General features: G+C 74.0%; 26 protein-coding genes. 9 read left to right on the forward strand and 17 right to left on the reverse strand.

Features of this window, described 5'->3' with window-relative positions; genetic code table 11:
• Positions 1-46: 46 nt before the first annotated feature.
• Entirely contained in the window at positions 47-547 is a 501-nt protein-coding gene (locus tag ACI79Q_RS15450) for a hypothetical protein (protein ID WP_456600005.1), read from the forward strand.
• 26 nt (positions 548-573) lie between these two features.
• On the opposite strand, the gene ACI79Q_RS15455 is transcribed toward ACI79Q_RS15450, so the two are convergent.
• From ACI79Q_RS15455 to ACI79Q_RS15470, 4 genes are all read right to left on the reverse strand, one after another.
• Positions 574-1992, reverse strand: a complete 1419-nt coding sequence (locus ACI79Q_RS15455) for a M23 family metallopeptidase (RefSeq protein ID WP_456614965.1) — start codon at positions 1990-1992, stop codon at positions 574-576.
• 183 nt (positions 1993-2175) lie between these two features.
• Complete coding sequence (locus ACI79Q_RS15460) at positions 2176-2985, reverse strand: ATP-binding cassette domain-containing protein (RefSeq protein ID WP_456614966.1); 810 nt, start codon at positions 2983-2985, stop codon at positions 2176-2178.
• Positions 2982-3932: an ABC transporter permease gene (locus tag ACI79Q_RS15465; protein WP_456614967.1), complete on the reverse strand. Its 951-nt coding sequence runs from the start codon at positions 3930-3932 to the stop codon at positions 2982-2984. Before ACI79Q_RS15465 ends, ACI79Q_RS15460 begins: the two co-directional genes overlap by 4 nt.
• A 104-nt stretch (positions 3933-4036) precedes the next feature.
• Positions 4037-5029: a sugar ABC transporter substrate-binding protein gene (locus ACI79Q_RS15470; RefSeq protein WP_456590013.1), complete on the reverse strand. Its 993-nt coding sequence runs from the start codon at positions 5027-5029 to the stop codon at positions 4037-4039.
• Positions 5030-5178: 149 nt separating this feature from the next.
• Between ACI79Q_RS15470 and ACI79Q_RS15475 the strand changes: the two genes are divergently transcribed.
• On the forward strand, positions 5179-6270 hold the full coding sequence (locus ACI79Q_RS15475; RefSeq protein WP_456614968.1) for a Glu/Leu/Phe/Val family dehydrogenase: 1092 nt from the start codon (positions 5179-5181) through the stop codon (positions 6268-6270).
• Between the two features lie 135 nt (positions 6271-6405).
• Positions 6406-6627 (forward strand): DUF3073 domain-containing protein, encoded by a 222-nt coding sequence (locus ACI79Q_RS15480; RefSeq protein ID WP_456590015.1) that lies wholly within the window; start codon positions 6406-6408, stop codon positions 6625-6627.
• A gap of 229 nt (positions 6628-6856) precedes the next feature.
• Here ACI79Q_RS15480 and purM read toward each other — a convergent pair whose 3' ends face one another.
• Positions 6857-7930 (reverse strand): phosphoribosylformylglycinamidine cyclo-ligase, encoded by a 1074-nt coding sequence (purM, locus tag ACI79Q_RS15485; RefSeq protein WP_456590016.1) that lies wholly within the window; start codon positions 7928-7930, stop codon positions 6857-6859.
• The gene (gene purF, locus ACI79Q_RS15490; RefSeq protein ID WP_456590017.1) at positions 7927-9465 is read right to left on the reverse strand and encodes an amidophosphoribosyltransferase; all 1539 of its coding nucleotides are present in this window, start codon (positions 9463-9465) and stop codon (positions 7927-7929) included. Before purF ends, purM begins: the two co-directional genes overlap by 4 nt.
• A 161-nt stretch (positions 9466-9626) precedes the next feature.
• On the opposite strand from purF, the gene ACI79Q_RS15495 reads away from it, so the two are divergent.
• Both ACI79Q_RS15495 and ACI79Q_RS15500 read left to right on the forward strand, forming a co-directional pair.
• Positions 9627-10265: a DUF5701 family protein gene (locus tag ACI79Q_RS15495; protein WP_456614969.1), complete on the forward strand. Its 639-nt coding sequence runs from the start codon at positions 9627-9629 to the stop codon at positions 10263-10265.
• Between the two features lie 68 nt (positions 10266-10333).
• Positions 10334-10855 carry a hypothetical protein gene (locus ACI79Q_RS15500; RefSeq protein WP_456600001.1) on the forward strand — a complete coding sequence of 174 codons (522 nt, stop codon included), beginning with the start codon at positions 10334-10336 and terminating at the stop codon, positions 10853-10855.
• Between the two features lie 36 nt (positions 10856-10891).
• Here ACI79Q_RS15500 and ACI79Q_RS15505 read toward each other — a convergent pair whose 3' ends face one another.
• Positions 10892-11503, reverse strand: coding sequence for an MBL fold metallo-hydrolase (locus ACI79Q_RS15505; protein WP_456590020.1), 612 nt, complete (start codon positions 11501-11503; stop codon positions 10892-10894).
• Entirely contained in the window at positions 11500-12591 is a 1092-nt protein-coding gene (locus ACI79Q_RS15510; RefSeq protein WP_456590021.1) for an S-(hydroxymethyl)mycothiol dehydrogenase, read from the reverse strand. Before ACI79Q_RS15510 ends, ACI79Q_RS15505 begins: the two co-directional genes overlap by 4 nt.
• 209 nt (positions 12592-12800) lie before the next feature.
• Between ACI79Q_RS15510 and ACI79Q_RS15515 the strand changes: the two genes are divergently transcribed.
• Complete coding sequence (locus ACI79Q_RS15515; protein ID WP_456590022.1) at positions 12801-14216, forward strand: OFA family MFS transporter; 1416 nt, start codon at positions 12801-12803, stop codon at positions 14214-14216.
• Entirely contained in the window at positions 14213-14362 is a 150-nt protein-coding gene (locus ACI79Q_RS15520; protein WP_456590023.1) for an MFS transporter small subunit, read from the forward strand. The genes ACI79Q_RS15515 and ACI79Q_RS15520 overlap by 4 nt, the downstream gene beginning before the upstream one ends.
• Positions 14363-14429: 67 nt before the next feature.
• Here ACI79Q_RS15520 and ACI79Q_RS15525 read toward each other — a convergent pair whose 3' ends face one another.
• The 7 genes from ACI79Q_RS15525 to purB all read right to left on the reverse strand — a co-directional run bounded on the left by ACI79Q_RS15525 (position 14430) and on the right by purB (position 21401).
• Positions 14430-14807, reverse strand: coding sequence for a sterol carrier family protein (locus ACI79Q_RS15525; protein ID WP_456590024.1), 378 nt, complete (start codon positions 14805-14807; stop codon positions 14430-14432).
• Positions 14807-17176 carry a phosphoribosylformylglycinamidine synthase subunit PurL gene (gene purL, locus ACI79Q_RS15530; protein WP_456614970.1) on the reverse strand — a complete coding sequence of 790 codons (2370 nt, stop codon included), beginning with the start codon at positions 17174-17176 and terminating at the stop codon, positions 14807-14809. Before purL ends, ACI79Q_RS15525 begins: the two co-directional genes overlap by 1 nt.
• The gene (purQ, locus tag ACI79Q_RS15535; RefSeq protein ID WP_456590026.1) at positions 17173-17844 is read right to left on the reverse strand and encodes a phosphoribosylformylglycinamidine synthase subunit PurQ; all 672 of its coding nucleotides are present in this window, start codon (positions 17842-17844) and stop codon (positions 17173-17175) included. Before purQ ends, purL begins: the two co-directional genes overlap by 4 nt.
• Positions 17845-17854: 10 nt before the next feature.
• On the reverse strand, positions 17855-18094 hold the full coding sequence (gene purS, locus ACI79Q_RS15540) for a phosphoribosylformylglycinamidine synthase subunit PurS (protein ID WP_456590027.1): 240 nt from the start codon (positions 18092-18094) through the stop codon (positions 17855-17857).
• A 141-nt stretch (positions 18095-18235) separates the two neighbouring features.
• Positions 18236-19108: an endonuclease domain-containing protein gene (locus tag ACI79Q_RS15545; protein WP_456614971.1), complete on the reverse strand. Its 873-nt coding sequence runs from the start codon at positions 19106-19108 to the stop codon at positions 18236-18238.
• A gap of 125 nt (positions 19109-19233) precedes the next feature.
• Entirely contained in the window at positions 19234-20094 is an 861-nt protein-coding gene (locus tag ACI79Q_RS15550; RefSeq protein ID WP_456590029.1) for a phosphoribosylaminoimidazolesuccinocarboxamide synthase, read from the reverse strand.
• Positions 20094-21401, reverse strand: a complete 1308-nt coding sequence (gene purB, locus ACI79Q_RS15555) for an adenylosuccinate lyase (protein WP_456590030.1) — start codon at positions 21399-21401, stop codon at positions 20094-20096. Before purB ends, ACI79Q_RS15550 begins: the two co-directional genes overlap by 1 nt.
• Positions 21402-21497: 96 nt before the next feature.
• Here purB and ACI79Q_RS15560 point away from each other — a divergent pair, with 96 nt between their 5' ends.
• A complete protein-coding gene (locus ACI79Q_RS15560; protein ID WP_456614972.1) occupies positions 21498-22946 on the forward strand; it encodes an AI-2E family transporter in 1449 nt (482 codons plus the stop codon).
• Here ACI79Q_RS15560 and purD read toward each other — a convergent pair.
• Positions 22943-24229 carry a phosphoribosylamine--glycine ligase gene (gene purD, locus ACI79Q_RS15565; RefSeq protein WP_456614973.1) on the reverse strand — a complete coding sequence of 429 codons (1287 nt, stop codon included), beginning with the start codon at positions 24227-24229 and terminating at the stop codon, positions 22943-22945. The genes ACI79Q_RS15560 and purD overlap by 4 nt on opposite strands.
• 205 nt (positions 24230-24434) lie before the next feature.
• On the opposite strand from purD, the gene ACI79Q_RS15570 reads away from it, so the two are divergent.
• Positions 24435-25460 (forward strand): glycerophosphodiester phosphodiesterase family protein, encoded by a 1026-nt coding sequence (locus tag ACI79Q_RS15570; protein WP_456590033.1) that lies wholly within the window; start codon positions 24435-24437, stop codon positions 25458-25460.
• A gap of 62 nt (positions 25461-25522) precedes the next feature.
• Here ACI79Q_RS15570 and rsgA read toward each other — a convergent pair whose 3' ends face one another.
• Positions 25523-26572 carry a ribosome small subunit-dependent GTPase A gene (gene rsgA / locus ACI79Q_RS15575; protein ID WP_456614974.1) on the reverse strand — a complete coding sequence of 350 codons (1050 nt, stop codon included), beginning with the start codon at positions 26570-26572 and terminating at the stop codon, positions 25523-25525.
• Positions 26573-26616: the final 44 nt, after the last annotated feature.

A 26616-nucleotide genomic window follows, 5' to 3' on the forward strand; every position in this document is an offset into this window, starting at 1 on the left:
TAGTGCGCCGCCGCCGGGGCGCGCACCCGGCGGCTACCCTCCGCCCATGCGCCGCCCCCTCCTCCGCGCCGGGGTGCTCCCGGCCGTGACCGCCCTGGCCCTGCTCACCGGTTGCGGGAGCTCCGACGACGACGGGGGGAGCACCGCAGCCGGGGAGACCACCGCGACCGGAGCTCCCGAGGCCACCGACGGTGGTTTCTGCGCGGAGGCCGTCAGCATCCAGGAGCGGCTCACCGGCAGCGCGACCGCCGCCGGCGACCCCGGTGACCTGCCGGAGATCCTCCGCGCGGCGGCGCGGGAGATGCGCGCGATCGACGCGCCGGACGAGATCGCCCCGGACTGGAGCGCGCTGGCCGACGACGCCGAGCAGCTCGCGGCCACCCTCCAGGGCGTCGACCTCAGCGACCCGGAGGCGCTGGCCACCCTCGAGCAGGAGCTGGCTCCGCTGGAGCAGGAGCTGGACACGGCCTCGACCAACGTGCAGGCCTACCTCGCCGAGGAGTGCGGGCTGGGCCTGCCCACCGAGGAGAGCGCCCCCACCAGCTGACCGTTCCCGGCCCGACCGGGCCGTGGTCAGCCGCCGCAGCCACCGAGGTAGACGCCCCGGGCGTTGAGCCACGGCACCGGGTCCACGTGTCCGCCGTACATCCGGCCGCTGGGGTGGACCTCGAAGTGCAGGTGCGGCCCGGTGGACTGCCCACGGTTGCCGACCTCGGCGATCCGCTCGCCGGCCGACACCCGCTCGCCGGCGGAGACGAAGTACCGGTTCACGTGCCCGTACACGGTGACCGCGCCGTCGTCGCCCTCGATGTAGACCGCGTACCCGAAGCCGGTCGCCGTGCCGGCGCGCCGGACGACGCCGCTGGTCACCGCGTACACCGGGGTCCCGATCGGGGCGGCGATGTCCACACCGCCGTGCAGGGCCCCCCAGCGCCAGCCGTAGCAGCTGGACACCCGCCCCGAGGTGGGCTTGACGTAGCCGGACCCGCTGACCGTGCCGCCGCCACCGCCGCCACCGCCGCCGCCGCCAGTGCTACCGCCGCCCGCGCTGCCGCCGCCACCGGCGTTGGCACGGTTGCGGGCTGCCTCCGCCTCGGCCTCGCGGGCGGCACGCTCGGCCTCGCGGGCGGCGCGCTCGGCCGCCTCGCGGGCGGCGGCCTCCTCGGCCGCCTTCTGAGCCACCCACTGGTCGTGGGCGTTGCGCGCGCCCTGCAGCTCGAGGAGGCGGATCTGGGCGGCCTTCAACTGCTGGTCGTACTCCGCCTTCTGCGCCTCGATCCCCGCGTAGGCCGCCTGCTGGGTGGCGAGCTGCGCGTCGGCCGCCGCCTTGGCGGCCTCGGCGGTGTCCTCCGCGGCAGCGCGCTCGTCGCGCGTGGCCCGGGCGGTCGAGTTGGCGTTCGCCTGCCGCACACGAGCCACCTCGAACTCGGCCAGGACGTCGAGCTGGTTGGCCGCGACGTAGTCGAGCATCGCTGCGCGCTGGATGAGCTCGCCCGGCCCCTCGGAGTCCAGGAGCGCGGCCGAGCTGGTGAGGCTCCCACCGTTCATGTAGCTGTCGCGGGAGAACGCCGCGATCCGCAGCCCCGCCGCGGCGACGGCCTCGTCGGCGGCCCGGAGCTCGGCAGCGGCCCGCTCGGCGGCCTCCTGGGCGAGCTGCAGCTCCTCGACGGCCGCCTCGTAAGCGGTCCCGGCGGCCTCGGCCAGGACACCGACGCGCTCCAGCTCGGCCTCGGCGGTGGCGACGAGGGCCCGGATGCGGCCCACCTCCGCGGCGGCCGCGTCCTGCTCGCTCCGGGCCGCACCGAGCTCGCCGTCGGTCGGGTTGGGCGGCGGCGGAGGCACCGCGACGGCGGGCGTGCCGGTGAGCACGAGCGTCGCGCCGGCCACCGCCCCGATCAGGGCGGTGCGGAACGGGCGGGGAGAGCGGCCCGCAACGGGCCGGCGGCTGCCGGCCCGTGGAGTCGCCGGTCCGGTCGGACGGCGCTGGGACATGTGCTCGCTCCCTGGGGAAGAGGGTGGGCGGTGTGGCCCGCGAACAGTCGCACTGTCACCGGTAGTCACAAAGGCAACACGCGGAACTCTCGCCGCGCCGCAACAAGAACGCTCGGTGACCGCATCGTCGCGATCGGTATGTCGACATGGCCGACGGCGTCCGTCCCCGCCCCGCGGCCGGGCTCAGCCGGATGGGCGCTCCAGCTCGTGGGACAGCGCCTCCAGCTCCGCCCCGCCGGCCATCAGCCGGGTCAGCTCCTCGCGGCTGATCTCCGCCTTCGCGAACTCCCCCATGCTGCGCCCCCGGTTGAGCACCAGGAACCGGTCACCCACCGGGTGGGCGTGGTGCGGGTTGTGCGTGATCAGCACGACGCCGACCCCGCGGTCCCGCGCCTGCGCCACGTAGCGCAGCACGACCCCCGCCTGCTTGACCCCCAGCGCCGAGGTCGGCTCGTCGAGGATCAGCACCCGCGCACCGAAGTGCACGGCCCGCGCGATGGCCACCGACTGGCGCTCCCCACCGGAGAGCGTGCCCACCGGCTGGTCGGGATCGCGGATGTCGATCCCCATCGCCGCCAGCTCCCGGCGGGTCGCCTCCTTGGCGCGCGCGACGTCGAAACGACGGAACGGCCCCCACCCACGGGTGGGCTCGGCACCGAGGAAGAAGTTCCGCCAGATCGACATCAGCGGGATCATCGCCAGGTCCTGGTAGACGGTCGCGATGCCGGCGTCCAGCGCCTCGCGGGGCGAGCCGAAGGCGACGGGTCGCCCGTCGAGCAGGACCGCGCCGCGGTCTGCACCGTGCACGCCCGACAGGACCTTGATCAGCGTCGACTTCCCGGCGCCGTTGTCCCCCAGGACGCAGGTGACCTCCCCGGCTCGCACCGTCGCGCGGATCCCGTCGAGCGCGATGACCGAGCCGTAGTCCTTGCCCACGTCGCGCAGCTCGAGCAACGGCGGGGTCGTCGGCGAGGTCGTCGGTGCCGTGCTCATCGCCGGGCCGCATCGGCGTAGCGCCGCACCAGCCGGTTGGCGAGGACCGCGAGCAGCAGCATCGCCCCCAGGAAGAAGTAGAACCAGTCGGCGTCCCAGCGCAGGTAGGGGATCCCCAGCAGGGTCATGCCGAAGATCAGCGCCCCGAGGGCGGCGCCGACGGCCGAGCCGAAGCCGCCGGTGAGCAGGCACCCGCCGATCACCGCGGCCACGATGTAGATCAGCTCCTGGCCGATGCCGGTGTTGGCCTGCACCGAGGTCAGCCGCACCGCCAGGGTGGTGCCGACGAACCACGCCGCGGCCGCCGTCGTCATGAACAGGGTGATCGTGGTGCGGCGGGCGGGCACGCCGACGTTGCGGGCGGCCACGTCGTCGCCGCCGGTGGCGAAGACCCAGTTGCCGAAGCGCGTGCGCAGCAGCACCCACGTCGCCAGCGCGGTGAACAGCAGCCACCAGAACACCGCCACCCGCACATCGGCGCCCAGGACCTGGACGCGCGAGGCGAAGACCCACTCGGCGGCGGCGTAACCGGGTGCGTCGTCGATGCCGCCGACGGTCACCGTGCTGGTGAACAACTTCGTCAGCCCCAGGTTGAGCCCCTGGAGCATCAGGAAGGTGCCGAGCGTGATGATGAAGCTCGGCAGCCCGGTGCGGGTGACCAGCCAGCCGTTGAAGAAGCCGATCGCCAGCGCCAGCACGAGCGCCACGCCGATGGCCACCCAGATGTTCTGGCCGAGCTCCGTGGCCACGATCCCCACGGTCAGCGCCGTCGTCCCCGTCATCACCCCGGCGGAGAGGTCGAAGTGCCCGCCGATCATGAGCAGCGCGACCGCGACCGCCATGATCCCCAGCGTCGACGCCGGGTCGAGCCAGTTGGCGATGCCGCGGGGCGACCGGAACACCTCGGACTGGACCGCGAAGAAGGTGAACACCGCGACCGCGCCCACCAGCGCGCCCAGCTCCGGCTTGGCCAGCAGCCGGCGGAGCGGCCCCGGTGCGGCCAGCCGCTCGTCGGCCCGCTCCTCGGCCGGAGCGGAGGCCTCCCGGGTGCTCAGCGGGTGCCCTCCGAAGCCAGGTCGGCGATCTCGTCGACGTTGTCGGCGTCCACGAAGCCGGGGCCGGTGAGCACGGCCTGCCCGCCGCCGACGGTGTTCAGGTTCTCCGCGTACAGCTTGAGCATCACGATCGGCAGGTAGCCCTGCTCGTACTGCTGCTGGTCGACGGCGAAGGCGATGTCGCCGTCCTGGATGCCGCTGATGACGTCCTCGTTGAGGTCGAACGTGGCCACCAGCGCCTCCGACCCGGCGTCCCCGGCGGCCTCCACGGCGACGGGGGCGAGCGCGGAGTTCAACGTGAGGACCGCGTCGATCCCCGGGTCGGCCTGCAGCTGGGAGGCGATCGTCGACTGGGCGCCGGTGAGGTCGTTGATGTCCACCTGCACGACGGTGAAGTCCCCGGGCGCCGAGCCGGCGTCCGCGAAGCCCTGGGAGGCGCCCGAGCAGCGCTGGTCCAGCCCGATGTTGCCGGCCTCGTGGATGACGCAGAGCACGCTCGTGGCGCCTTCCTCGGCCAGTCGCCGGCCCGCCCCCTGGCCCGCGACCACCTCGTCCTGGCCGACGTGGCCGATGGCGCCGAACTCGGCCGACCGGTCGCCGCCGGAGTTGATGGTGACGACGGGGATCCCGGCGTCCACCGCCGCCTCGACCGAGTCCCGCAGGGCGTCCGGGTTCGCCAGCGAGACGACGATCCCGTCCACGTCCTGGTTCACCGCGGCGTCGATCAGCTGCGCCTGGCGCTGCGGGTCGCCGTCGCTCTGGTAGTCGACGTCGATGCCGAGGTCCTCCCCGGCCGCCGCGGCGCCGTTCTGCACGACGTCCCAGAAGGCGTCACCGGCCGAGCCGTGCGTGACGACCGAGAAGGTGAGGTCCCCGCCGTCCGCACCACCCGCGGCGCTCTCCCCGCCCCCGCCGCCCTCGGTGGTGCACGCGGAGAGGAGCAGGGGTGCAGCCACGGCGAGTGCCAGCAGTCGCTTCGGTGCGGCCATCGGGAATCCTCCTGTGCTCGCGGGGTGCGGGCCCGCGCGTCATGTCCGCCAAGGATCATGCCCCGCCCACCTGCCGCCGGTGCCGCCGGAGGCACCGGCAGGTCACTTCCACCGACCGGGCGACGCCCGGTCGGCCTAGGCTCGGCGTCGTGGACGTGCTGGCATCCGGTCATGAGCAGGTCGTCTTCTGCAGCGATCCCGGTTCGGGGCTGCGCGCGATCATCGCGATCCACTCCACGACCCTCGGGCCGGCGCTGGGGGGCACCCGCTTCTACCCCTACGCCAGCGAGGACGCGGCGGTGGCCGACGTGCTGCGGCTGTCGGCCGCCATGTCGTACAAGAACAGCCTGGCCGGCCTGGACCTCGGCGGCGGCAAGGCCGTGATCATCGGCGATCCGCGCACCGACAAGAGCGAGGCGCTGCTGCGGGCCTACGGCCGGTTCGTGGAGTCCCTGGGCGGGCGCTACCTCACCGCCTGCGACGTCGGCACGTACAACGCCGACCTGGACGTCGTGGCACGCGAGACCCGGTACGCGCACGGCCGCTCGGAGGCCTACGGCGGGTGCGGCGACTCCTCCGTGCTCACCGCCTACGGCGTCTTCCAGGGCATGCGGGCCGCCGCCCAGCACTGCTGGGGCACCCCCGCGCTGGGCGGGCGGACCGTGGCCGTCGCCGGCGTCGGCAAGGTCGGGTCCTGGCTGGTCGACCACCTCGTGCAGGACGGCGCCGACGTCGTGGTCACCGACGTGGACCCAGGCGCCGTCGAGCGGGTGCGGGCCCGGCACCCGCAGGTGCGCGCCGTCGCCGACACCGCCGCCCTCGTGCGCACGCCGCACGACGTCTACGCGCCCTGCGCGCTCGGCGGGACCCTGGACGACGAGACGGTGGAGGCGCTGCCGGGCCGGATCGTGTGCGGCGGGGCGAACAACCAGCTGGGCAGCCCCGGGGCGGCCGACCGGCTCCGCGCACGCGGCGTCCTCTACGCGCCCGACTTCCTGGTCAACGCCGGCGGGGTGATCCAGGTGGAGGACGAGCGGCACGGCTTCTCGTTCGACCGCGCCCGGGCCAAGGCCTCGGGGATCTTCGACGTCGCGCTGCGGGTGTTCGCGCTCGCCGACGCCGAGGGCATCTCCCCCGCAGCCGCCGCCGACCGGCTCGCCGAGGAGCGGATGCGCTCGGTCGGCCGGCTGGCCACGATCCGGCTCCCGCGCCGACCGGTGGAGGGCGCGCACACCTCCTGAGGGGGAGGGCGTGTGCCCGTCGCCGATCCGTGTCGTAATGTTGTCCGAGACATAGTCACTCAGTCGGGGTCGCCATGCGGGCCGCATCAGCCGCTTGGCTGGGCCTCCGCACTCCGTAATGAGGGGGTCGAGCCGATGGGGCGCGGCCGAGCGAAGGCCAAGCAGACACGCGTGGCCCGTGAGCTCAAGTACAGCTCACCCAACACCGACCTCACCGCGCTGCAGCGCGAGCTGGCCGGTTCGTCGTCGACCTACACCGCGCCCAGCGCGGCGAAGGACGACGACGACGAGGACGACGAGTACGCCGACCGCTGGGCGGACGACGACTCGGACGACGACTGGGCGGCCAGCCGCTGACCGGCGGTCCGGGCACCTGATCCGTCGACACCACGACACCGCCGCCCCCTCGGGGCAGCGGTGTCGTGGTGTCGGGTCCGCGCCGGCTCGGCGGCGAGCTCACCGGCCACCGGGCTCAACCACCCCAGGGCGGTGGTCGTCCTCCCAGGGCTGTGGCCCTCGGAGGACGAGCGCAGGGCTGGGGTGACGTCGCAGCGGTGTCGTAGCGGCAGGTGTCGCTCTGGTCGGCTCAGCGGTAGGTGCCGACGAGCTCCGCCGCCGGCGCCTGCCCCGCCGGCTCGAGCACGGTTCCGGCGACCCACGCGGGAACGCCCCGGGCGGTGAGCAGCGCGACCGTGGCGTCCGCCTGCTCCGGCGCGACGGCGGCGACCATGCCGACGCCGCAGTTGAAGGCGCGCTCGGACTCCGCCCGCGGCACCCCGTGCTCCTCCATGAGCCGCACCGCGGCCGGGAGCGTCCAGGTGCCGCGGTCCAGGACCGCCTGCAGCCCGTCGGGGACCACGCGCGCGGTGTTGCCGGCCAGCCCGCCGCCGGTGATGTGCGCGAAGGCGTGCACCGCCTCCACGCCGAGCTCCTCGACCAGCGCCAGGCAGTCGCGGGCGTAGATGCGGGTGGGCTCGAGCAGCTCGTCGCCCAGCGGCCGGTCGAGGCCCGCAGGGGTGGCGGCCAGGTCGAGCCCCGCCGCCGAGACCACGCGCCGCACCAGCGAATAGCCGTTGGAGTGGAAGCCGGACGACGCCATCGCGACGACCGCGTCGCCGCTGCGCACCCGCTCCGGACCGAGGACGGCGTCGGCCTCCACGACCCCGACGGCGGTGGCGGCCAGGTCGTAGTCGTCGGCGCCCATGAGGTCGCCGTGCTCGGCGGTCTCGCCGCCGACCAGCGCGGCGCCGGCCTGGGTGCACCCTGCCGCGATGCCGGTGACGATCGCGGCGATCCGCTCCGGCACGACCTTCCCGCAGGCCACGTAGTCCTGCAGGAACAGCGGCTCGGCGCCGCAGGCGACCAGGTCGTCGACGACCATCGCCACCAGGTCGATGCCCACCGTGTCGTGCCGGTCCAGCTGCCGGGCCAGGGCGATCTTCGTCCCGACGCCGTCGGTCGAGGACGCCAGCAGGGGCCTGCGGTACTTCTGCACGTCGAGGGCGAACAGGCCGGCGAAGCCGCCGAGCCCGCCGACCACCTCGGGCCGGTTGGTCCGCTCGACAGCGGCCTTCATGAGGGTGACGGCGCGCTCGCCGGCGTCGATGTCGACGCCTGAGGCGGCGTAGGTGAACTGCCCGGCGTCGCTCCCGCGGCTCACGGCCGCCTCAGCGCGTCCTCGGCGCCACCGGGGACCGCGGCGCTACCGGCCTGCTGACCGGTCCAGCCGCTCACCGCGCGCTGGCCGATGCCCTCGAGCACGTGCTTGCCCAGCACCTCGGGGGCACCCAGCGGGATCGGGTACTCGCCGGTGAAGCAGGCGGTGCACAGCCGGTTGACCGGCTGCTCGGTGGCCGCGATCAGCCCCTGCTCGGAGACGTACCCGAGGGAGTCGGCGTTGACCGACGCCCGCACCCCGTCGATGTCCAGGCCGTTGGCGATCAGCTCGGCCCGGCTGGCGAAGTCGATGCCGTAGAAGCACGGCCACTTGACCGGCGGCGACGCGATGCGGACGTGCACCTCGACCGCACCGGCCTCGCGCAGCATCCGGACCAGCGCGCGCTGCGTGTTCCCGCGCACGATCGAGTCGTCGACGACCACGAGCCGCTTGCCGCGGATGACGTCGCGCAGCGGGTTCAGCTTGAGCCGGATGCCCAGCTGCCGGATGGTCTGGCTGGGCTGGATGAACGTGCGGCCCACGTAGGAGTTCTTGACCAGGCCCAGCCCGTAGGGGATGCCCGAGGCCTCGGCGTAGCCGACCGCCGCCGGGGTGCCCGACTCGGGCACCGGGATCACGAGGTCGGCGTCGGCGGGGTGCTCCTTCGCCAGCCGGCGGCCGATCTCCACGCGCGCCGCGTGCACGCTGCGCCCGGAGATCGTGGTGTCGGGCCGCGCCAGGTAGACGTACTCGAAGACGCAGCCCTTGGGCTCCGCCGGGGCGAAGTGCTGGCTGCGCAGGCCGTTCTCGTCGATGGCGATCAGCTCGCCGGGCTCGACCTCGCGCACCACGGAGGCGCCGACGATGTCCAGCGCGGCGGTCTCGCTGGCCACCACCCAGCCGCGCTCGAGCCGGCCGAGCACCAGCGGGCGCACGCCCTGCGGGTCACGCGCGGCGTAGAGCGTGTCCTCGTCCATGAAGGTGATGGAGAAGGCGCCCCGCAGCTGCGGCAGCACCTCCATCGCCGCCGCCTCGACCGAGACGTCCTGGTAGGAGGCGATGAGCGCGGTGACCAGGTCGGAGTCGTTGGTCGCCACGAAGGCCCCCGGGACACCGGCGTCGGCGGCCTTGCTGGCGAGCTCGGCGGTGTTGACCAGGTTCCCGTTGTGGCAGAGCGCCAGGCCGGTGCCGGCCTCGGTGGTGCGGAACGTCGGCTGCGCGTTCTCCCACGTGGAGGCCCCGGTCGTCGAGTACCGGGTGTGACCGACGGCCAGGTGGCCGCGGAGGCTGCCGAGGGTCGGCTCGTCGAAGACCTGGCTGACCAGCCCGAGGTCCTTGTAGACGACGACCGAGGCGCCGTCGGACACCGCGATCCCCGCCGCCTCCTGACCGCGGTGCTGGAGCGCGTACAGACCGAAATAGGTCAGCTTCGCGACCTCCTCCCCCGGCGCCCACACACCGAAGACGCCGCAGGCGTCCTGAGGTCCGGGGAACTGGGGATCGAGGTCGTGCGTCAGCCGTCCATCACCGCGAGGCACGGGGTCGAGCGTACCGGCGCGCGCCACCGAACCGAGAGCCGAGCGGGTGGGCCGCGTCACCCCGGTGGGTCGTCGCCGCTGGTCGCGGGACCGGCGGGCGGGAACCAGGTGTCCGGGCAGCGCGTTGTCGGCCAGTTCCCACCGGCCCCGGAGGTCCGCCTGTGCCCACGCTGCTCACCCCTCTCCCCCCGGCTGCGGCCCAGGCCGAGCGGTTGATCGCCCTCGGCCTACCCGGGATCGCCGACGTGACGGCGGCCGACCTGCGCGCCGCGGCCGACGGACTCGCCCCCGGCGCCCTGCTGGTGGTGCACCCCGACCGGGCACCCGTGTCGGGGCTCGCCCCGCTCGTGACGCTGGCCGGCAAGGCCGGTTTCGTCGTCGCGGACATGACCGACCTCGACGCCTTCGCACCCGTCGAGTCGGTCGAGCTGCCCGCCACCCCGGTCTACGCCGTGAGCGGACTCGAGCGCGGCGACCAGTGGCGGAACTGGAGCCCGGACGAGGCACTGCCCGCCATCCTGGGTGCCGGCCGGACGCCGCTCACGCTCGGCGAGGGCATCCACTGGCTGCTCCAGTGCCCGGAGGTCCTGGCCCGGAACGCCTGCTTCATGACGATCGGCTCGCGGCTGCGCAGGCCCGACGGACGCCTGGACGCCCGGACGCCGGCGCTGTGGATCAGCAACGGCACCGGGCGCGACGGCCGCGACCGGCGGGGGGCACCCAAGGTCGGCTGGTGCTGGGCCGGCAACCGGCACACCTGGCTCGGCTTCGCCTCCGCGCAGCGGCGCGTCGCCGCCTGACGGGAACCCCGGCGGGGTCGCGCACGTTTCCCCACCGGCCGCGTCCTCACCGCCGGAGGAGGCAGACGATGGCGAACGACCGACCCGACCCGGGCGACTTCCTGGCGATGGCGCAGCGGATGCTGCGCGATCTCCTCGGCGATGCGCGGGGCACCGACGATCCGTGGTCGGAGGCGACGCGCCGGATGCGTGAGTCATCCGCCCGCGATCCCGGGAGTGCACAGCGGCATCGCGAGCCCAGCCCCAGGGAGCAGCGCGAGAACCTGACGTTCGCCCTCGCCACGCGCGCGGTGGAGGCCCTCGAGGACCTCGCACTCGACGTGGCGGCGATCCGCCAGAACCTCGAGCGGACGAGCCCGCAGCCCCGCACGAGCCCGTCCGATGCCACGAGCGGGTCCGAGCCCGAGGCCGGGTCCGAGCCCACGAGCGGGTCCGAGGCGAAGAGCCGGCCCGAGCCCACGAGCCGGTCCGAGCCCAAGGCCGGGTCCGAGGCGAAGAGCCGGTCCCAGCCCAAGAGGTCCTCCGAGCCCAAGAGCCGGTCCGGCAGCAAGCGCCGGCGTCCGGCGGAGGACGACACCGCCGGCGGGTGAGCGGGCGGCGTCGTCCCCCAGAACCAGGGGCGGGGGTCAGCCGAGGGTGCGGAGCTCCGCGGCGATCGTGGTGTCGTCGCCGTGCCCGGTCCGCACCACCGTGTCGCCGTGGAGGGTGAACAGCTCCGAGCGGATCGAGTGCTCGATCGTCGGGCGGTCGCTGAACGAGCGCCCGGTGGCTCCCGGACCGCCGCAGAACAGCGTGTCACCGGTGAAGACCGTGCTCAGGTCCGGCGCGTGCAGGCAGGTGCTCCCCGGCGAGTGACCCGGGGTGTGCAACGCGGTGAGCGTCGCACCGGCCACCGTGAACCGCGTGCCGGCCAGGAGCTCCCGGTCGGGTGCGGCGTCCGGGTGCACGACGTCCCACAGCATCCGGTCCATCGGGTGGAACCAGATCGGGGCGCCGGTCGCCTCGCGGAGCGCCGGCGCGGCGGTGATGTGGTCGTTGTGCCCGTGCGTGAGCACGATCGCGGTGACGTTCCGGCCGCCGACGGCCGCCACGATGGGGGCCGCGTCGTGCGGGGCGTCGATCACCAGCACCTCGTCGTCGTCGCCGACGAGCCACACGTTGTTCTCGACGTCGAAGTCCTGGCCGTCCAGGGAGAAGACGCCGGGGATCACGACCTTCTCGATGCGCGCGGTGCTCACTTGTCGAACACCACGACCGAGCGCAGCACGTCACCGGCGTGCATCTTGTGGAATGCCTCCTCGACGTCGTCCACGCCGATGGTCTCGGTGACGAAGTCGTCGAGCGGGAACCGGCCCTGCAGGTAGAGGTCGACCAGCATCGGGAAGTCGCGGCTGGGCAGGCAGTCGCCGTACCAGGAGCTCTTCACCGCCCCACCCCGGCCGAAGACCTCGATCGCCGGCAGGGTGATCTCCATGCCCGGCGTGGGGACGCCGACCATGACCACGCGGCCGGCGAGGTCGCGGGCGTAGAAGGCCTGCTCGAACACCTTCGGGTGGCCCACGGCGTCGATGGCGACGTCGACGCCGAAGCCACCGGTGGCGGCCTTGATCGCCTCGACGGCGTCGGTCTCCTTCGAGTTCACGGTGTGGGTGGCGCCGAACTTCCGGGCCCACTCCAGCTTCCGGTCGTCGATGTCGACGGCGATGATCGTCGTCGCGCCGGCGAGCTTCGCGCCGGCGATCGCGGCGTCGCCGACGCCGCCGCAGCCGAAGACGGCGACCGTCTCGCCACGCTGCACGCCACCGGTGTTGATCGCCGCGCCGACGCCGGCCATCACCCCGCAGCCGAGCAGCCCGGCGGCCGTCGGGGGCGCAGCCGGGTCGACCTTCGTGCACTGCCCGGAGTGGACGAGCGTCTTCTCGGCGAAGGCGCCGATGCCCAGGGCCGGGGAGAGCTCCGTGCCGTCGGCCAGCGTCATCTTCTGCGCGGCGTTGTGGGTGTTGAAGCAGTACTGCAGCGCACCCTTGCGGCACGCGCGGCACTCCCCGCACACGGCCCGCCAGTTCAGGACGACGTAGTCCCCGACGGCCACGTTCGTGACGCCCTCGCCCACTGCCGCGACCACGCCGGCCGCCTCGTGGCCCAGCAGGAACGGGAAGTCGTCGTTGATGCCGCCCTCGCGGTAGTGCAGGTCGGTGTGGCAGACCCCGCAGGCCTGCACGTCCACGACCGCCTCACCGGGGCCCGGATCGGGAACGACGATGGTTTCCACCGTGACGGGCTGTCCCTTGCCGCGGGCGACCACGCCCCGCACCTCGTACGCCATGCCTGCACCCTAGGCGGAGGCACAGCGGGCGGCTGAATCCCCTTCCGCCCTGCGGTCGGGTGGTCACGCGAGGATCACGAGTTGCATGTTGAGCGCGCAATAGCACGGACGGCCACGTACGGTGCGACCCGATAGCGACCCATATCACAGGGCGCGTCCCGGTGGTGTCCATCCGGACGCACCGGTTCCCGTCCCCGGAGGTACACCCCGTGGCAGTACCCAGTTTCCTGGCACGCGAGCGCATCGTCGCCCGGCCAGGATTCAACCGCTGGCTGATCCCGCCGGCGGCTCTCGCCGTCCATCTGTGCATCGGCCAGGCGTACGCGACCAGTGTCTACAAGGTCGCGCTCGTGGAGCACTTCGACACGGGCCTCACCCAGATCGGGATCATCTTCTCGATCGCCATCGTGATGCTCGGCCTCTCGGCCGCCGTCTTCGGCACCTGGGTGGACAAGAACGGCCCCCGCGCCGCCATGTTCACCTCGGCCGTCTTCTGGGTGTCGGGCTTCCTCGTCGGCTCGCTCGGCATCTACACCGAGCAGCTCTGGCTGCTCTACCTCGGCTACGGCTTCCTCGGCGGCATCGGCCTGGGCATCGGCTACATCTCGCCGGTCTCCACGCTCATCAAGTGGTTCCCCGACCGCCCGGGCCTGGCCACCGGCATGGCGATCATGGGCTTCGGTGGTGGCGCGCTCATCGCCTCGCCGCTGTCCCGCCAGCTCATGAACTGGTACGACCCGAACTACGACCCGGCCATCGCCGGCACGGTGCCCAGCGGTAACGCCGTCGCGGGCCTGTTCCTGACCCTGGGCCTGATCTACCTGGTCTTCATGATGTTCGGCGCGTTCATCATCCGCGTCCCGGCAGCCAACTGGCGGCCCGACGGCTTCGACCCGTCGGCCGTCAAGCAGAAGTCGCTGGTCACCACGGAGAACGTCTCGGCCAACAACGCGATCAAGACGCCGCAGTTCTGGCTGCTCTGGACGGTGCTGTTCTGCAACGTGACCGCGGGCATCGGCATCCTCGAGCAGGCCGCGCCGATGATCCAGGACTTCTTCCGCACCGGTGAGACCTCCACCGTCCTCGCCGCCACGGCCGCGGGCTTCGTGGGCCTGCTGTCGCTGTTCAACATGGCGGGCCGCTTCGTGTGGTCCTCGACGTCGGACTACATCGGGCGCAAGCCGATCTACATGGTCTACCTCGGCGTCGGCATCGTGCTGTACGTCATCCTGGCGACCCTCGGCAGCACCGCGACCTGGATCTTCGTGGTCACCGCCGCGATCATCATCAGCTTCTACGGTGGTGGCTTCGCGACGGTCCCGGCCTACCTGCGCGATCTCTTCGGCACCTACCAGGTGGGCGCCATCCACGGCCGGCTGCTGACCGCCTGGGCGGCCGCCGGCGTCGTCGGCCCGCTGATCATCAACGGCGTCCTCGACGCCCGCGGGACGCCGGGTCAGCTCGTCGCCGGTGACTACCGGCCCGCGCTGTTCATCATGGTCGGCCTGCTGGCCGTCGGCTTCGTCGCGAACCTGCTGATCAAGCCGGTGTCGGAGAAGTACTTCGAGCCCAAGCAGACCGACATCCCCACCACGGCCGCCGAGCCCGAACGGAGCATCCGATGAGCACTCCCGCGTCCCGGACCGGCGAGCAGCCGACCACGCACACGCCGGTGGCCCTGATCGCATTCGCGTGGACCCTGGTCGGCGTCCCGCTGGCCTACGGCCTGTACAACACGGTGAAGGCGGCCAGCGCGCTCTTCGGCGGCTGACCCTCGCACCACCCGCAGCGGCGGGGATCCCTCCCGGGATCCCCGCCGCTGTCGTGTTCCCGGGGCCTCAGCGGAGCGGACGCAGCGGGAGCAGAGCGGAGAGGTCGGCGCGGTTGCCGCTCGCGGTGAGCGTCCCCCCGGCGACGGCCTCGTCCCAGGTGAGCTGCCCGGTGGCCAGCCGGAGCCAGGTCGCCGCGTCGGTCTCGACGACGTTCGGCGGCGTGCCGCGGGTGTGCCGGGGCCCCTCGACGCACTGGACGGCGACGTGCGGCGGCACCCGCAGCTCCACCGAGCGGCCCGGCACCTGCTGGGCCAGCCAGCGCGCCGTCGTCTTCACGGCGGCACCCAGCACCGCCCGGGGCGGCTGCTCCGCCTCCCCCGCCAGCCAGGCCCGCACCGGGTCGACCACCGCACGCAGCTCCTCGGCCGGGATGGGCGCCGGCATCAGGAGGTGGGGACGGTGCCCGCCGGGACGGTGAGCGGGGTGCTGTGCTCCGGACCGCCGAAGAGAGCCGGCAGCGTCGCGGTCCACGCGGCGCGCAGCTCGGCCAGCGGCAGCTCGAGCAGGCCGGCCACGGCGACCGAGTCGCCCCCCGTCGTCCCGAGCTCGGTGACCGGCACGCCCGCCCACTCGGCGGTGGTCTTCACCCCGCCCGGGTCGGACGTGGTGACGACCGCCCGGGCGGTGGACTCGCTGAACAGCGCGGTGAACGGGTCCGCACCGAGGTCCAGGGCGGCGCCGACGCCGTACCGCAGCGCCGACTCGGTGAGCGCCTGGGCCAGCCCGCCGTCGGCCAGGTCGTGCGCGGAGCTGATCACGCCTTCGCGGCCGAGGGCGCCCAGCAGGTCGCCCAGCGCCCGCTCCGCGGCCAGGTCGACCGCCGGCGGCCGCCCCCCGAGGTGGTCGTGCACGACGCTCGCCCACGCGGAGCCGCCGAACTCCGGGCGGGTGGTGCCCAGCAGGAGCACCGTCTCCCCGGCCGCCCGCCAGCCGGAGGAGACCCGGGTGCGGACGTCCTGGTGCACACCGAGCACACCGATGACCGGGGTCGGGTTGATCGCCACGTCGCCGGTCTGGTTGTAGAGGCTGACGTTGCCGCCGGTGACCGGCAGGCCGAGCTCGCGGCAGCCGTCGGCCAGGCCGCGCACGGCCTCGGCGAACTGCCACATCACCTCGGGGTTCTCCGGGGAGCCGAAGTTGAGGCAGTTGGTGACGGCGAGAGGCTTCGCGCCGGAGACGGCCACGTTGCGGTAAGCCTCGGCGAGGTTGAGCTGCGCGCCGGTGTAGGGGTCCAGGCGGGCGTACCGGCCGTTGCCGTCGAGCGAGAGCGCGATGCCGCGGTGGCTCTGCTCGTCGATGCGCACCACCCCGGCGTCGTCGGGCTGGGCGAGCACCGTGTTGCCGCGGACGTAGCGGTCGTACTGCTCGGTGACCCAGGTCTTGTCCGCGCCGTCCGGGCTGCTGACGACCGCCAGCCAGTGGGCCTGGAGCTCGGCGCCGGTCTGCGGCCGGGGCAGGTTCCCGGCGTCGTCGGCCTGCAGGGCGTCGAGGTCGCGCGGCCGGGCCATCGGCCGCTCGTACACCGGGCCCTCGTGGGCCACGGTCCGCGGCGGGACGTCGACGATCCGCTCGCCGTGCCAGTCGACGGTGAGCCGGTCGCCGTCGGTGACCTCACCGATGACGGTGGCCAGCACGTCCCACTTCCGGCAGACGGCCAGGAAGGCGTCGACCTTGTCCGGCTCCACGATCGCGCACATCCGCTCCTGCGACTCGCTCATCAGGATCTCGGCCGGCGTGAGGGTGCTGTCGCGCAGCGGGACGGTGTCGAGGTCGACGTGCATGCCGCCGGTGCCGGCGCTGGCCAGCTCGCTGGTGGCGCAGGAGAGGCCGGCGCCGCCGAGGTCCTGGATGCCGGTGACGAGGTCCTGCTGGAAGATCTCCAGGCACGCCTCGATGAGCAGCTTCTCGGTGAACGGGTCGCCCACCTGCACGCTCGGGCGCTTCGCCGGGCCCTCGGCGTCGAAGGTCTCGCTGGCCAGCACGCTGACCCCGCCGATGCCGTCGCCGCCGGTGCGGGCGCCGAACAGGATGACCTTGTTCCCGACTCCCTCGGCCTTGGCCAGCCGCACGTCCTCGTGCTTCATGACCCCGACGCACAGCGCGTTGACCAGCGGGTTGCCGGCGTAGCAGTCGTCGAAGAGGACCTCGCCGCCGATGTTGGGCAGGCCCAGGCAGTTGCCGTAGCCCCCCACCCCGGCGACGACGCCGGGCAGCACGCGGGCGGTGTCGGGGGCGTCGGCGCGGCCGAACCGGAGCGAGTCCATGACCGCGATCGGGCGGGCGCCCATGGTCAGGATGTCGCGCACGATGCCGCCGACGCCGGTGGCCGCGCCCTGGTAGGGCTCGACGTAGCTCGGGTGGTTGTGGCTCTCGACCTTGAAGGTCACCGCGTAGCCGTCGCCGACGTCGACCACACCGGCGTTCTCGCCGATGCCGACCAGCAGGGCGTCGCTGGGCGGCAGGTCACCGAACTGCCGGAGGTGGACCTTGGAGCTCTTGTAGGAGCAGTGCTCGCTCCACATGACGCTGTACATCGCGAGCTCCGCCGTGGTCGGGCGGCGGCCGAGGATGCTCTTGATGCGGGCGTACTCGTCGGCCTTGAGACCCAGCTCGGCGTACGGCTGCTCGTCGTCGGGGGTGCTCGCCGCCAGCTCGACGGTGTCGAGCCGGTTGGCGAGCCGGCCGGGTCCGGTGTCGAGGTCGGAGAGCCCCGCGGTCGCGCTGGCCCGACCCGCCGTCACGTCGTCGCTCACGCGTTCACGACCGCCTTCAGGACGCTGGTGAAGAAGCCCAGGCCGTCGGTCGACGGCCCGGTGAGGTCCTCGATCGCGTGCTCGGGGTGCGGCATGAGGCCGACGACCCGGCCGTTCTCGCTGGTGACGCCGGCGATGTCGCGGCTGGACCCGTTCGGGTTCCCGTCGACGTAGCGGAACACGACCCGGCCCTCGCCCTCCAGCCGGTCCAGCTCGGCGTCGGCGGCGACGTAGCGGCCCTCACCGTTCTTCACGGGGATGACGATGCGCTGGCCGGTCGCGTAGTCCTGCGTCCAGGCCGTGTCGGCGCGCTCGACCACCAGCACCTGGTCGCGGTTGCGGAAGTGCAGGTGGCTGTTGCGGGTCAGCGCGCCCGGCAGGAGCCCGGCCTCGCAGAGCACCTGGAAGCCGTTGCAGATGCCGAGCACCGGGAGGCCGCGGTTCGCCGCGGCCACGACGTCCTGCATCAGCGGGGAGCGGGCGGCGATGGCTCCGGCGCGGAGGTAGTCGCCGTAGGAGAAGCCACCGGGGAGGACGACGGCGTCGACGTCCTGCAGGTCGTGGTCGGCGTGCCAGAGGGCGACGGGCTCACCCCCGGCGAGCCGCACCGCGCGCGCGGCGTCGACGTCGTCCAGGGAGCCCGGGAAGGTGATGACACCGATGCGCACAGCGGTTCTCTCAGTCGTTGGGGAGGTGCAGCTCGACGTCCTCGATGACCGGGTTGGCCAGCAGCGTCTCGGCGATCTGCTTCAGCTCGGCCTCGTCGGGGGTCCCGTCGACCTCGAGCACGAAGTGCTTGCCCTGGCGGACGCTCCGGACGGAGTCGTGGCCGAGCCGGCCGAGGGCGCCGAGGACCGCCTGCCCCTGAGGGTCGGAGATCTCCGGCTTCAGGACGACGTCGACGACCACGCGGGACATGCCGCCGAGGGTACCGGGGCCTCCCCCGACCCCCGCGTGACCCTGCTCTCCCCGGCCGGACCCCGCCGAGTGCTCCCGTGCCCCGGCAAGATCTGCACAGCGGCCCTCATCAGCCCGTTGGACGGGGCCACATCGCAGATTTCACCGGGCGAGCGCCCGGGCGGTCTCGGCAACCACCTGGTCCGGACGCCCGAGGACGTCCGCCGAGCTGAAGCGGAGGACCGTCCACCCCGCGGCGACCAGCGCGTTCTGGCGCCGGAGGTCCCGGACGAAGACCGCGCGGTCGCGGTGCAGATCGCCGTCGAACTCGACGAGGACCCGGCGCTCCGGCCAGGCCAGGTCGGCGCGGAACTCCCCGCCCGGCGTCCGGACGGGATGCTGCAGCACCGGAGCCGGCAATCCGGCGGCGTGGATGAGCCACCGGAGCACCGACTCCATGGGCGACTCCGCCCGCGGATCGGCGACGGGGAGCACCGACCGCGCCCGCGCGGACCCCCTCCCTGCCGGTCGCAGCGCCAACTGCTCCTCCAGGTCGGCGGGCGTGCACCACGACCCGAGCAGCTGGTCGGTCACCGCGAGGAGAGCAGCCGGCGGCAGCGTCGCCGCGAGATCGCGCCAGGTCCGCCGCGGGGTGGTCAGGGGGAAGCCGAGGCGCTGGTCGACCTCGCCGGGGCCGAGGGGGGAGCGGTGGATGCAGCGGTCGGCGCGGGCGCGCACGGCCGAGCCCGTGACCACGGTCAGGTGGACCCGGTCGTCGTCCCGCTGCAGGGGGATGTCCACGCCCCAGATCGCCGCCGCGGTCCGGTGGCTGACGACGGCGCCGGGCGGCGCGGTCAGCAGCACCGCCTCGATGCGGACCGTGACGTCGTCCACCAAGGCGCGGGGCACGTAGGTGTCCCTCGACAGCCGGACGACGTCGCGGTGCCGGAGCTGCTTGCCGCTGATCCCGGCCGCCGCCGCCATCGCACGCGTCGCCGGGGCGGTGAGTCGGGAGCGGGCGGGACGCGCGGGCACCGGGGGATGGTGGCCGCTGCCAGCCGCACGGCGCGGCGGCTGTCCACAGACGCCCTCCGAGATATGCGATCTGGTCCCTGTGCCGGCCCTGATGGGGGCGAGTGTGCAGATCTCGCGCGTCGGGGTCAGGCGAAGCGGCGGCCGGTGAGCTGCTCGTAGGCGGTCACGTAGCGCTCGCGGGTGGCGGCGACGACGTCGGCGGGCAGCTCGGGCGGCTGCGAGACGCGGTCCCAGCCGGACGACGTCAGCCAGTCGCGCACGAACTGCTTGTCGTAGGAGGGCTGCACCGCGCCCGGCGACCAGGTGTCGGCCGGCCAGAACCGCGAGGAGTCGGGGGTGAGCACCTCGTCGCCGAGCACGAGGCCGCCGTCGGGCGCGACCCCGAACTCGAACTTGGTGTCGGCCAGCACGATGCCCGCCTCGGCCGCGATCTCCGCACCCCGACGGTAGAGCGCCAGCGTCAGCTCGCGCAGCTCCGCGGCCCGTTCGGCACCCACCGCGGAGACGACGGCGGCGAAGTCGATCGCCTCGTCGTGCTCACCCACCTCGGCCTTGGTGGACGGCGTGAACACCGGCGCGGGGAGCTTCGAGCCCTCCACCAGCCCGGCGGGCAGGGGGACGTCGCGGATCGAGCCGGTCCGCTCGTACTCCTTCGTCCCCGAACCGGACAGGTAGCCGCGGGCCACGCACTCCACCGGGAGCATCTCCAGCCGCCGCACCAGCATCGCGCGCCCGGTCACCGACGCAGGCACGTCCACCGCCGACACCAGGTGGTGCGAGGCCCCGAACGAGTCCAGCACCGGAGTCAGCTGGTCGAACCACCACACCGACAGCTGGGTGAGCACCCGCCCCTTGTCCGGGATCGGCGTGGGGAGCACCCAGTCGTAGGCCGAGATGCGGTCCGAGGCCACGAGCAGCAACTGGTCGTCGCCGGCGTCGTAGATCTCCCGCACCTTGCCGCGGGCGACCAGCGGGAGGTCCACCATCAACTCAGCGCCGCCAGCCGGTCGAAGAGCGGACCGAGGTTGGCCACGTACTCCTCCGGCCGGCAGATCTCGTCCAGCCGCGCCTCGTCCAGCGTCACGCCCGAGGCAGCAGCGCGCGTCCGCAGCGTCTCCCGGAAGGGAGTGCCCGAGTTCCACGTCTCCATGGCCGCCGACTGGACCAGCGCGTAGGCGTCCTCGCGGGACTGCCCGCTCTCCACCAGCTCGAGCAGCACCGACGAGGTGTAGATGAGCCCGCCGGTGGACTCGAGGTTCGCCCGCATCCGGTCGGCGTCGACCACCAGGTTCTCCACCAGGCCCGCGGTCAGGTTCAGCAGATAGTCGGTGGTGATGGCGGCGTCGGGCAGGAACACCCGCTCGGTGGAGGAGTGCGAGATGTCGCGCTCGTGCCAGAGCGGGATGCCCTCCATGACCGGCACGATCGCCGCCCGGACCACCCGTGCGAGCCCGGCGATGCGCTCGGATCGGATCGGGTTCTTCTTGTGCGGCATCGCGCTCGAGCCCTTCTGGCCCGAGCCGAACGCCTCCGACAGCTCGCGCACCTCGGTGCGCTGACCGTGCCGGACCTCCAGCGCGATCGCCTCGCAGACCGTGGCGATGATCGCCAGCGCCGAGACCCACTCGCTGATCCCGTCGCGGAGCACCACCTGGGTGGAGGCGTCGGCGGGCCGGAGGTCCAGCGCCTCGGCGACGGCGACCTCGACCGAGGGGTCGATCAGCGAGTACGTGCCCACGGCGCCGGAGATCGCCACCACGCCGACGGCATCGCGCGCCGCGCGCAGCCGGTCGCGCGAGCGGGCGGCGGCGAAGGCCAGGTCGGCGACCCGGTGCCCCCACACGACGGGCTCGGCGTGCACGCCGTGCGTCCGCCCGACCTTGATCGTCGAACGGTGCGCCAGCCCGTGGTCGCGCAGGGCCGCCACGAGCCGGTCGGCCTTGGCCAGCAGGATGTCGGTGGCCTCGGTGAGCTGGACGGCCAGCGCGGTGTCGAGCAGGTCCGACGACGTCATGCCGTGGTGCACGAACGCCGCCGCCGAGCGGGGTTCGGTGTTGTCGGCCCAGGCCGTGAGGAAGGCGATGACGTCGTGCTGCGTCGTCTCCTCGATCTCGGCGACCCGTTCGGCGGTGGGCGGGGGCGCGTTGCGCACCGGCTCGACGACGTCGGCCGGGACGCGGCCCGCGGCGGCGTGCGCCTCGAGCACCAGCGTCTCGACGCGGCACCACAGCTCGTACTTGTGGGCGTCGCTCCAGACCCGGCCCATGTCCGGAAGGGTGTAGCGCTCGATCATGCGGGTACCGCCCGCCACCGGTCAGCTCGTCGCAGCACGGGGACAGTCTCCCGTAGGGCTAGCGTGATCACGAACGGCCCCTACCGGAGGTGATCGATGCGGCGTCGCGCCCGTGATCTCGCCGTGCGCACCGGGGACCTCGCCGCGCGCGCCCGCGACCGGATCCGTGCCGCCCGCGAGCACGATCCGCACGCCTGGCACCACCACCACGGGCCACCCGATCCCTATCCGGTCGGCATCCGGCACGATCCCGTGCCCGACGGGCCGGGCGATCGGCCGGACGACACCGGCGCCACCAGCCCGCCCCTGGGCAGCCCGGCCCCCGGCGCCCCGGACCTGGACGGTGTGGTCGGTCCCGGCGGGGTCGGCGGCCCGCCCGACGCCCGCTCCCCCGAGGGGTCCGGGCCGCGCCCTCCCGGGCCGCCGGCCGTCGTCCACCCCGCCCACGCGGAGGACGACGTCCCGTTCGGGCTGCGCACGGCGGCCGCCTGGTCCTGGCGGCTCATCGTGGTGATCGCCGGCTTCTACGTCCTGCTCTCCGCCGCCGCCTACATCGCCGTCGTCGTCGTCCCGGTGCTGGTGGCGCTGCTGCTGGCGGCGCTGCTGCAACCGGGTGCCGCGGGACTCGCCAGACGCGGCTGGCCGCCCCCGCTGGCCGCGTTCACGATGCTGCTGGTGGGCCTCACCGTGGTGGCCGGGATCATCACGCTGGTCGTCGAGCGGTTCACCGCGGGCTTCGCCGACCTGGCCGAGCAGGTGAGCGAGGGCCTCGAGCAGGTCCAGACCTTCGTCGTCCGGCGGTTCCCCATCAGCGAGGGCCAGCTCGCCGACCTCCTCGACCAGGCCCAGGACGTGCTCCTGGACAACCAGGACACGCTGGCCTCCGGGGCGCTGACGACCGCGGCGACGGTGGGCGAGGTCGTCACCGGCATCGTGCTGGCGCTGTTCACCCTCTTCTTCTTCCTCAAGGACGGCCGGTCGATCTGGCTGTGGCTGGTGGGCCTGTTCCCCGCCGCCTCCCGCGCCTACCTCGACGAGGCCGCCCGGCGTTCGTGGCGCACGCTGATCTCCTACGTCCGCGCCACCGTGGTCGTGGCGCTGGTCGATGCCGTCGGCATCGGCGTCGGGCTGGCCATCCTCGGGGTGCCGCTGGTGATCCCGCTGGCGGCGCTGGTCTTCCTCGGCGCGTTCGTGCCGATCATCGGTGGCTTCCTGGCCGGCACGGTGGCGGTCCTGGTGGCCCTGGTCTCCAACGGCCCGATCACCGCGCTGATCACGCTCGCCATCGTCATCGGCGTCATGCAGCTGGAGGGCCACGTGCTCCAGCCGCTGCTGCTGGGCCGGGCGGTGCGCGTGCACCCGCTGGCCGTGGTCCTCGCGATCGCCGCGGGCCTGCTCGTCGGCGGCATCTTCGGCGCGCTGATCGCCGTCCCCACGGTGGCGTGCGTGAACGTCGCGGGCACCTACCTCAGCCGCCGGCACGAGGGGCCACGGCCGCCCGAACCACGCCCGGAGCGGGCGCGGCCCGTGGTCGCGGCGAGCTAACCGGCAAGGTCGATGCGGCCCTCGACGGCGGCGAGCGCGATGTCGGTGCGCCAGTGCGCGTCGGCCAGCCGGACGCCGGCGACCCGCTCGTAGGCGGCCTGCCGGGCGGCGGCCAGGTCCGAGCCGGTGGCGGTGACGGCGAGGACCCGCCCACCGGCGGAGCGGACCGTGCCGTCGTCGGCGAGCGCGGTGCCGGCGTGCAGCACGCCCTCGCCCTCGGCCCCGGTGATCGGGTCGCCGGTGCGCGGCGCCTCGGGGTACCCCGGTGCGGCGACGACGACGGTCACCGCCGCGCCGTCCCGCCAGCGCAGCGGCGGGTGGTCGGCGAGGGTGCCGGTGGCCCCGGCGTGCAGCAGCCCGCCCAGCGGGGTCTCCAGCAGCGGCAGCACCACCTGCGTCTCCGGGTCCCCGAACCGGGCGTTGAACTCCACCACCCGCACGCCGCGGGAGGTGAGGGCCAACCCGGCGTAGAGCAGGCCGCTGAACGTCTCGCCGCGGCGTGCCATCTCGTCCACGGTCGGCTGCAGCACGGTGGCGAGGACCTCGTCGACCAGCCCGGGCGGTGCCCACGGCAGCGGGGCGTAGGCCCCCATGCCGCCGGTGTTGGGACCGCCGTCACCGTCGTCCCGGCGCTTGAAGTCCTGCGCGGGCACCAGCGGCAGCACCGTCGTCCCGTCGGTGACGGCGAACAGGGACACCTCGGGGCCGTCGAGGAACTCCTCGACCAGGACCGCTCCCCCGGCGTCGAGCACCCCGCGCCCGTGCGCCAGGGCGGCGTCGCGGTCCGGGGTCACCAGCACACCCTTGCCGGCGGCCAGCCCGTCGTCCTTGACCACGTAGGGGGCGCCGCCGGTGAGCGCGGCGACCTCGTCGAGCGCCGTCTCCAGCTCCGCCGGGCCACCGACGGGCCACGAGCGGGCGGTGGGGACGCCGGCCGCCGTCATCACGTGCTTGGCGAAGGACTTGCTGCCCTCCAGCTGCGCGGCCTGCGCCGAGGGACCGAAGCAGGCGATGCCGGCCTCGCGGACGGCGTCGGCCGCTCCGGCGACCAGCGGCACCTCGGGGCCGATCACCACCAGGTCGGCCCCCCAGTCCCGGGCCAGCGCCGCCACCGCGACCGGATCGGCCGCGGCGAGCCGTTCCCCTCCCGGGGGCGGGGGCGCGGCCACCCGGGTCCCGGCGTTGCCGGGGGCGCAGGCGAGCTCGCGAACCGCAGGGTCGGACTGGAGAGCCACGCACAGGGCGTGCTCCCGGGCACCGGAGCCGATCACCAGCACGCGCACGAGCCGCGACCCTACCGATGCCCGGCCGGCCACGCTCCGGGGCGGCGCCGCCGGGCGGCGAGTCACACCAGCCACAGACACCTCGGGTGATGTCCGTCACAGCAGAGGTGGTCGTCCGCTGGTCAGCGAGCTGGCCTTTCGATCGTGCGCAACCCGTCCCCTCCAGTTCGCCCCGGATTCACCCGATTCCTGTGTGGTGGGTGCCATGCGCGCGACCGAGTCGCTGGCCGTCCGGCCAGGGGCACGCCTTCCCCGGCCCGTCGTCATCGGACACCGCGGCGCTCCGGCCTACCGGCCGGAGCACACGCGGGCCAGCTTCGAGCTGGCCATCGACCTGGGTGCCGACCTCATCGAGCCCGACGTCGTGCTCAGCCGCGACGGCGTGCTCGTCGTCCGGCACGAGAACGAGCTCTCCGTCTCCACCGACGTCGCCGACCACCCGGAGTTCGCCGACCGCCGGACCACCAAGCTGGTCGACGGCGAGCTGTGGACCGGCTGGTTCACCGAGGACTTCACCCACGCCGAGCTGCGCACCCTCCGCGCGGTCGAGCGGATGCCGTCCCTGCGGCCGCTGAACACCGCCTACGACGGCCGCTACGGCATCCTGACGCTGGCCGAGGTCGTCGAGCTGGCCCGCTGCCGGTCGACCGCCGACCGGCCGGTGCGGGTGCTCGCCGAGCTGAAGCACCCCGGGTACTGGGCCGCGCTGGGCATGCACATGGGCGAGCTGGTGGCCGAGGAGCTGCGCCGGCTCGGTGCCGACAGCGCCGAGGGCACCGTGGTGGTGCAGGCGTTCGACCCCGCCGTCCTGCGCGACCTGCGTGCCCGGCTGGGCGAGGACGGCCCCCGGCTGGTCCAGCTGGTCGGTGACGACACGGCAGGCGATGCGATGGTCACCCCGGCCGGTCTGCGGGAGATCTCCACCTACGCGCAGGGCATCGCCCCGAGCCGCGACCGGATCCTGGCCAGCGGTGCCCAGCAGGCGGTCACCGGCACCCCGCACGTGGTCACCCAGGCACACGCCGCGGAGCTGACGGTCCTCTGCTGGACGCTGCGGGCGGAGAACACCTTCCTCCCCGCCCACCTGCGGCGCGGCGACGCTCCCGGAGGGCTCGGGGACGCCGTCGGCGACGCCCTGGCCCTGCTCGCCCTCGGGGTCGACGGCCTGATCAGCGACTCCCCCGAGCACGCCGTCCGCGCCCGCACCGCCATGGCCGCCCAGCTGGTCTGAGCGCCACCGCACGTCGGTGCGGCGCGGAGCCCGGAGGGCCCCGGCACCGCCCACGCGCCGGCTCAGCGCGAGCCGGTCCCCCGCCTGGCCGCGGTGTCGTCCGGAGGGCGACGACGTCGCTGGGCCCGGTGCACGCTCCGCAGCCGGGCGCGTTCCTCGGCGCGGGCCCGGGCATCGACGCGGAGCCGCTGACGGTGGGCCTCGCCCTGCAGCTTCCGCCAGGCGGTGAAGCGGGCGGGGTCCAGCCGGCCGTCCTCGAGAGCCGTGGCGACGGCGCACCCGGGTTCGGTGCGGTGCGCGCAGTCGCGGTACCGGCACGCGGTGGCGAGCTCCGCGACGTCGGCGAACGCCCGGTCGACGCCCCCAGCGTCGTCGTGCAGACCCAGTTCGCGCATCCCGGGCGTGTCGATCAGCAGCCCGCCACCGGGCAGCCGGTGCAGCTCCCGGGCGGTCGTGGTGTGCCGCCCGCGGCCGTCCTCGCGGATGTCCCGGGTGCCGGCCACCGCCCGGCCGGCCAGCGCGTTGGCGAGGCTGGACTTCCCGACGCCGGAGGGGCCGACCATCGCCGCCGTCCGGCCGGGGCCGACGAGTTCACCGACAGCGGCCAGCCCCTGCCCCGTCACCGAGCTGACCGGCAGCACCGGGACGCCGAGCGCGTCCTCGGCGACCTGTTCCACCACGGCGGCCACGTCGTCGCACAGGTCGGCCTTCGTCAGGACGACGACGGGAGCCGCCCCGCTGCTCCAGGCCACCGCGAGGTAGCGCTCGATGCGCCGCACCCGCGTCTGGCCGATCAGCGCGTCGACGACGAGGACCACGTCGACGTTGGCCGCCACGACCTGCGCCGCCGACGTCCGGCCCGCGGCGGTGCGGGTGAAGGCGCTGCGACGCGGGAGGACGGCGAGCGCCAGCTCCCCGCGCAGCGCCACCCAGTCCCCCACGGCCGGACCGGCCTCGTGGTGCACGGCGGCGGACGGGTGCACGCGTCGCTCACCGTCCGCGACGAGCACGGTCAGCCGGCCGCGGTCGACCCGCAGCACCCGCCCGGGCTCGCAGCCGGGCGGGAGCTCGGCGACGCGGTCGGCCGTCCAGCCCAGCGCGAGGAGATCCACGCCGGCGATGGTGACGCCCGGTCCGCCCCGCTGTCGCGGGGTTT

The organism is Blastococcus sp. SYSU DS0828, assembly GCF_054050975.1.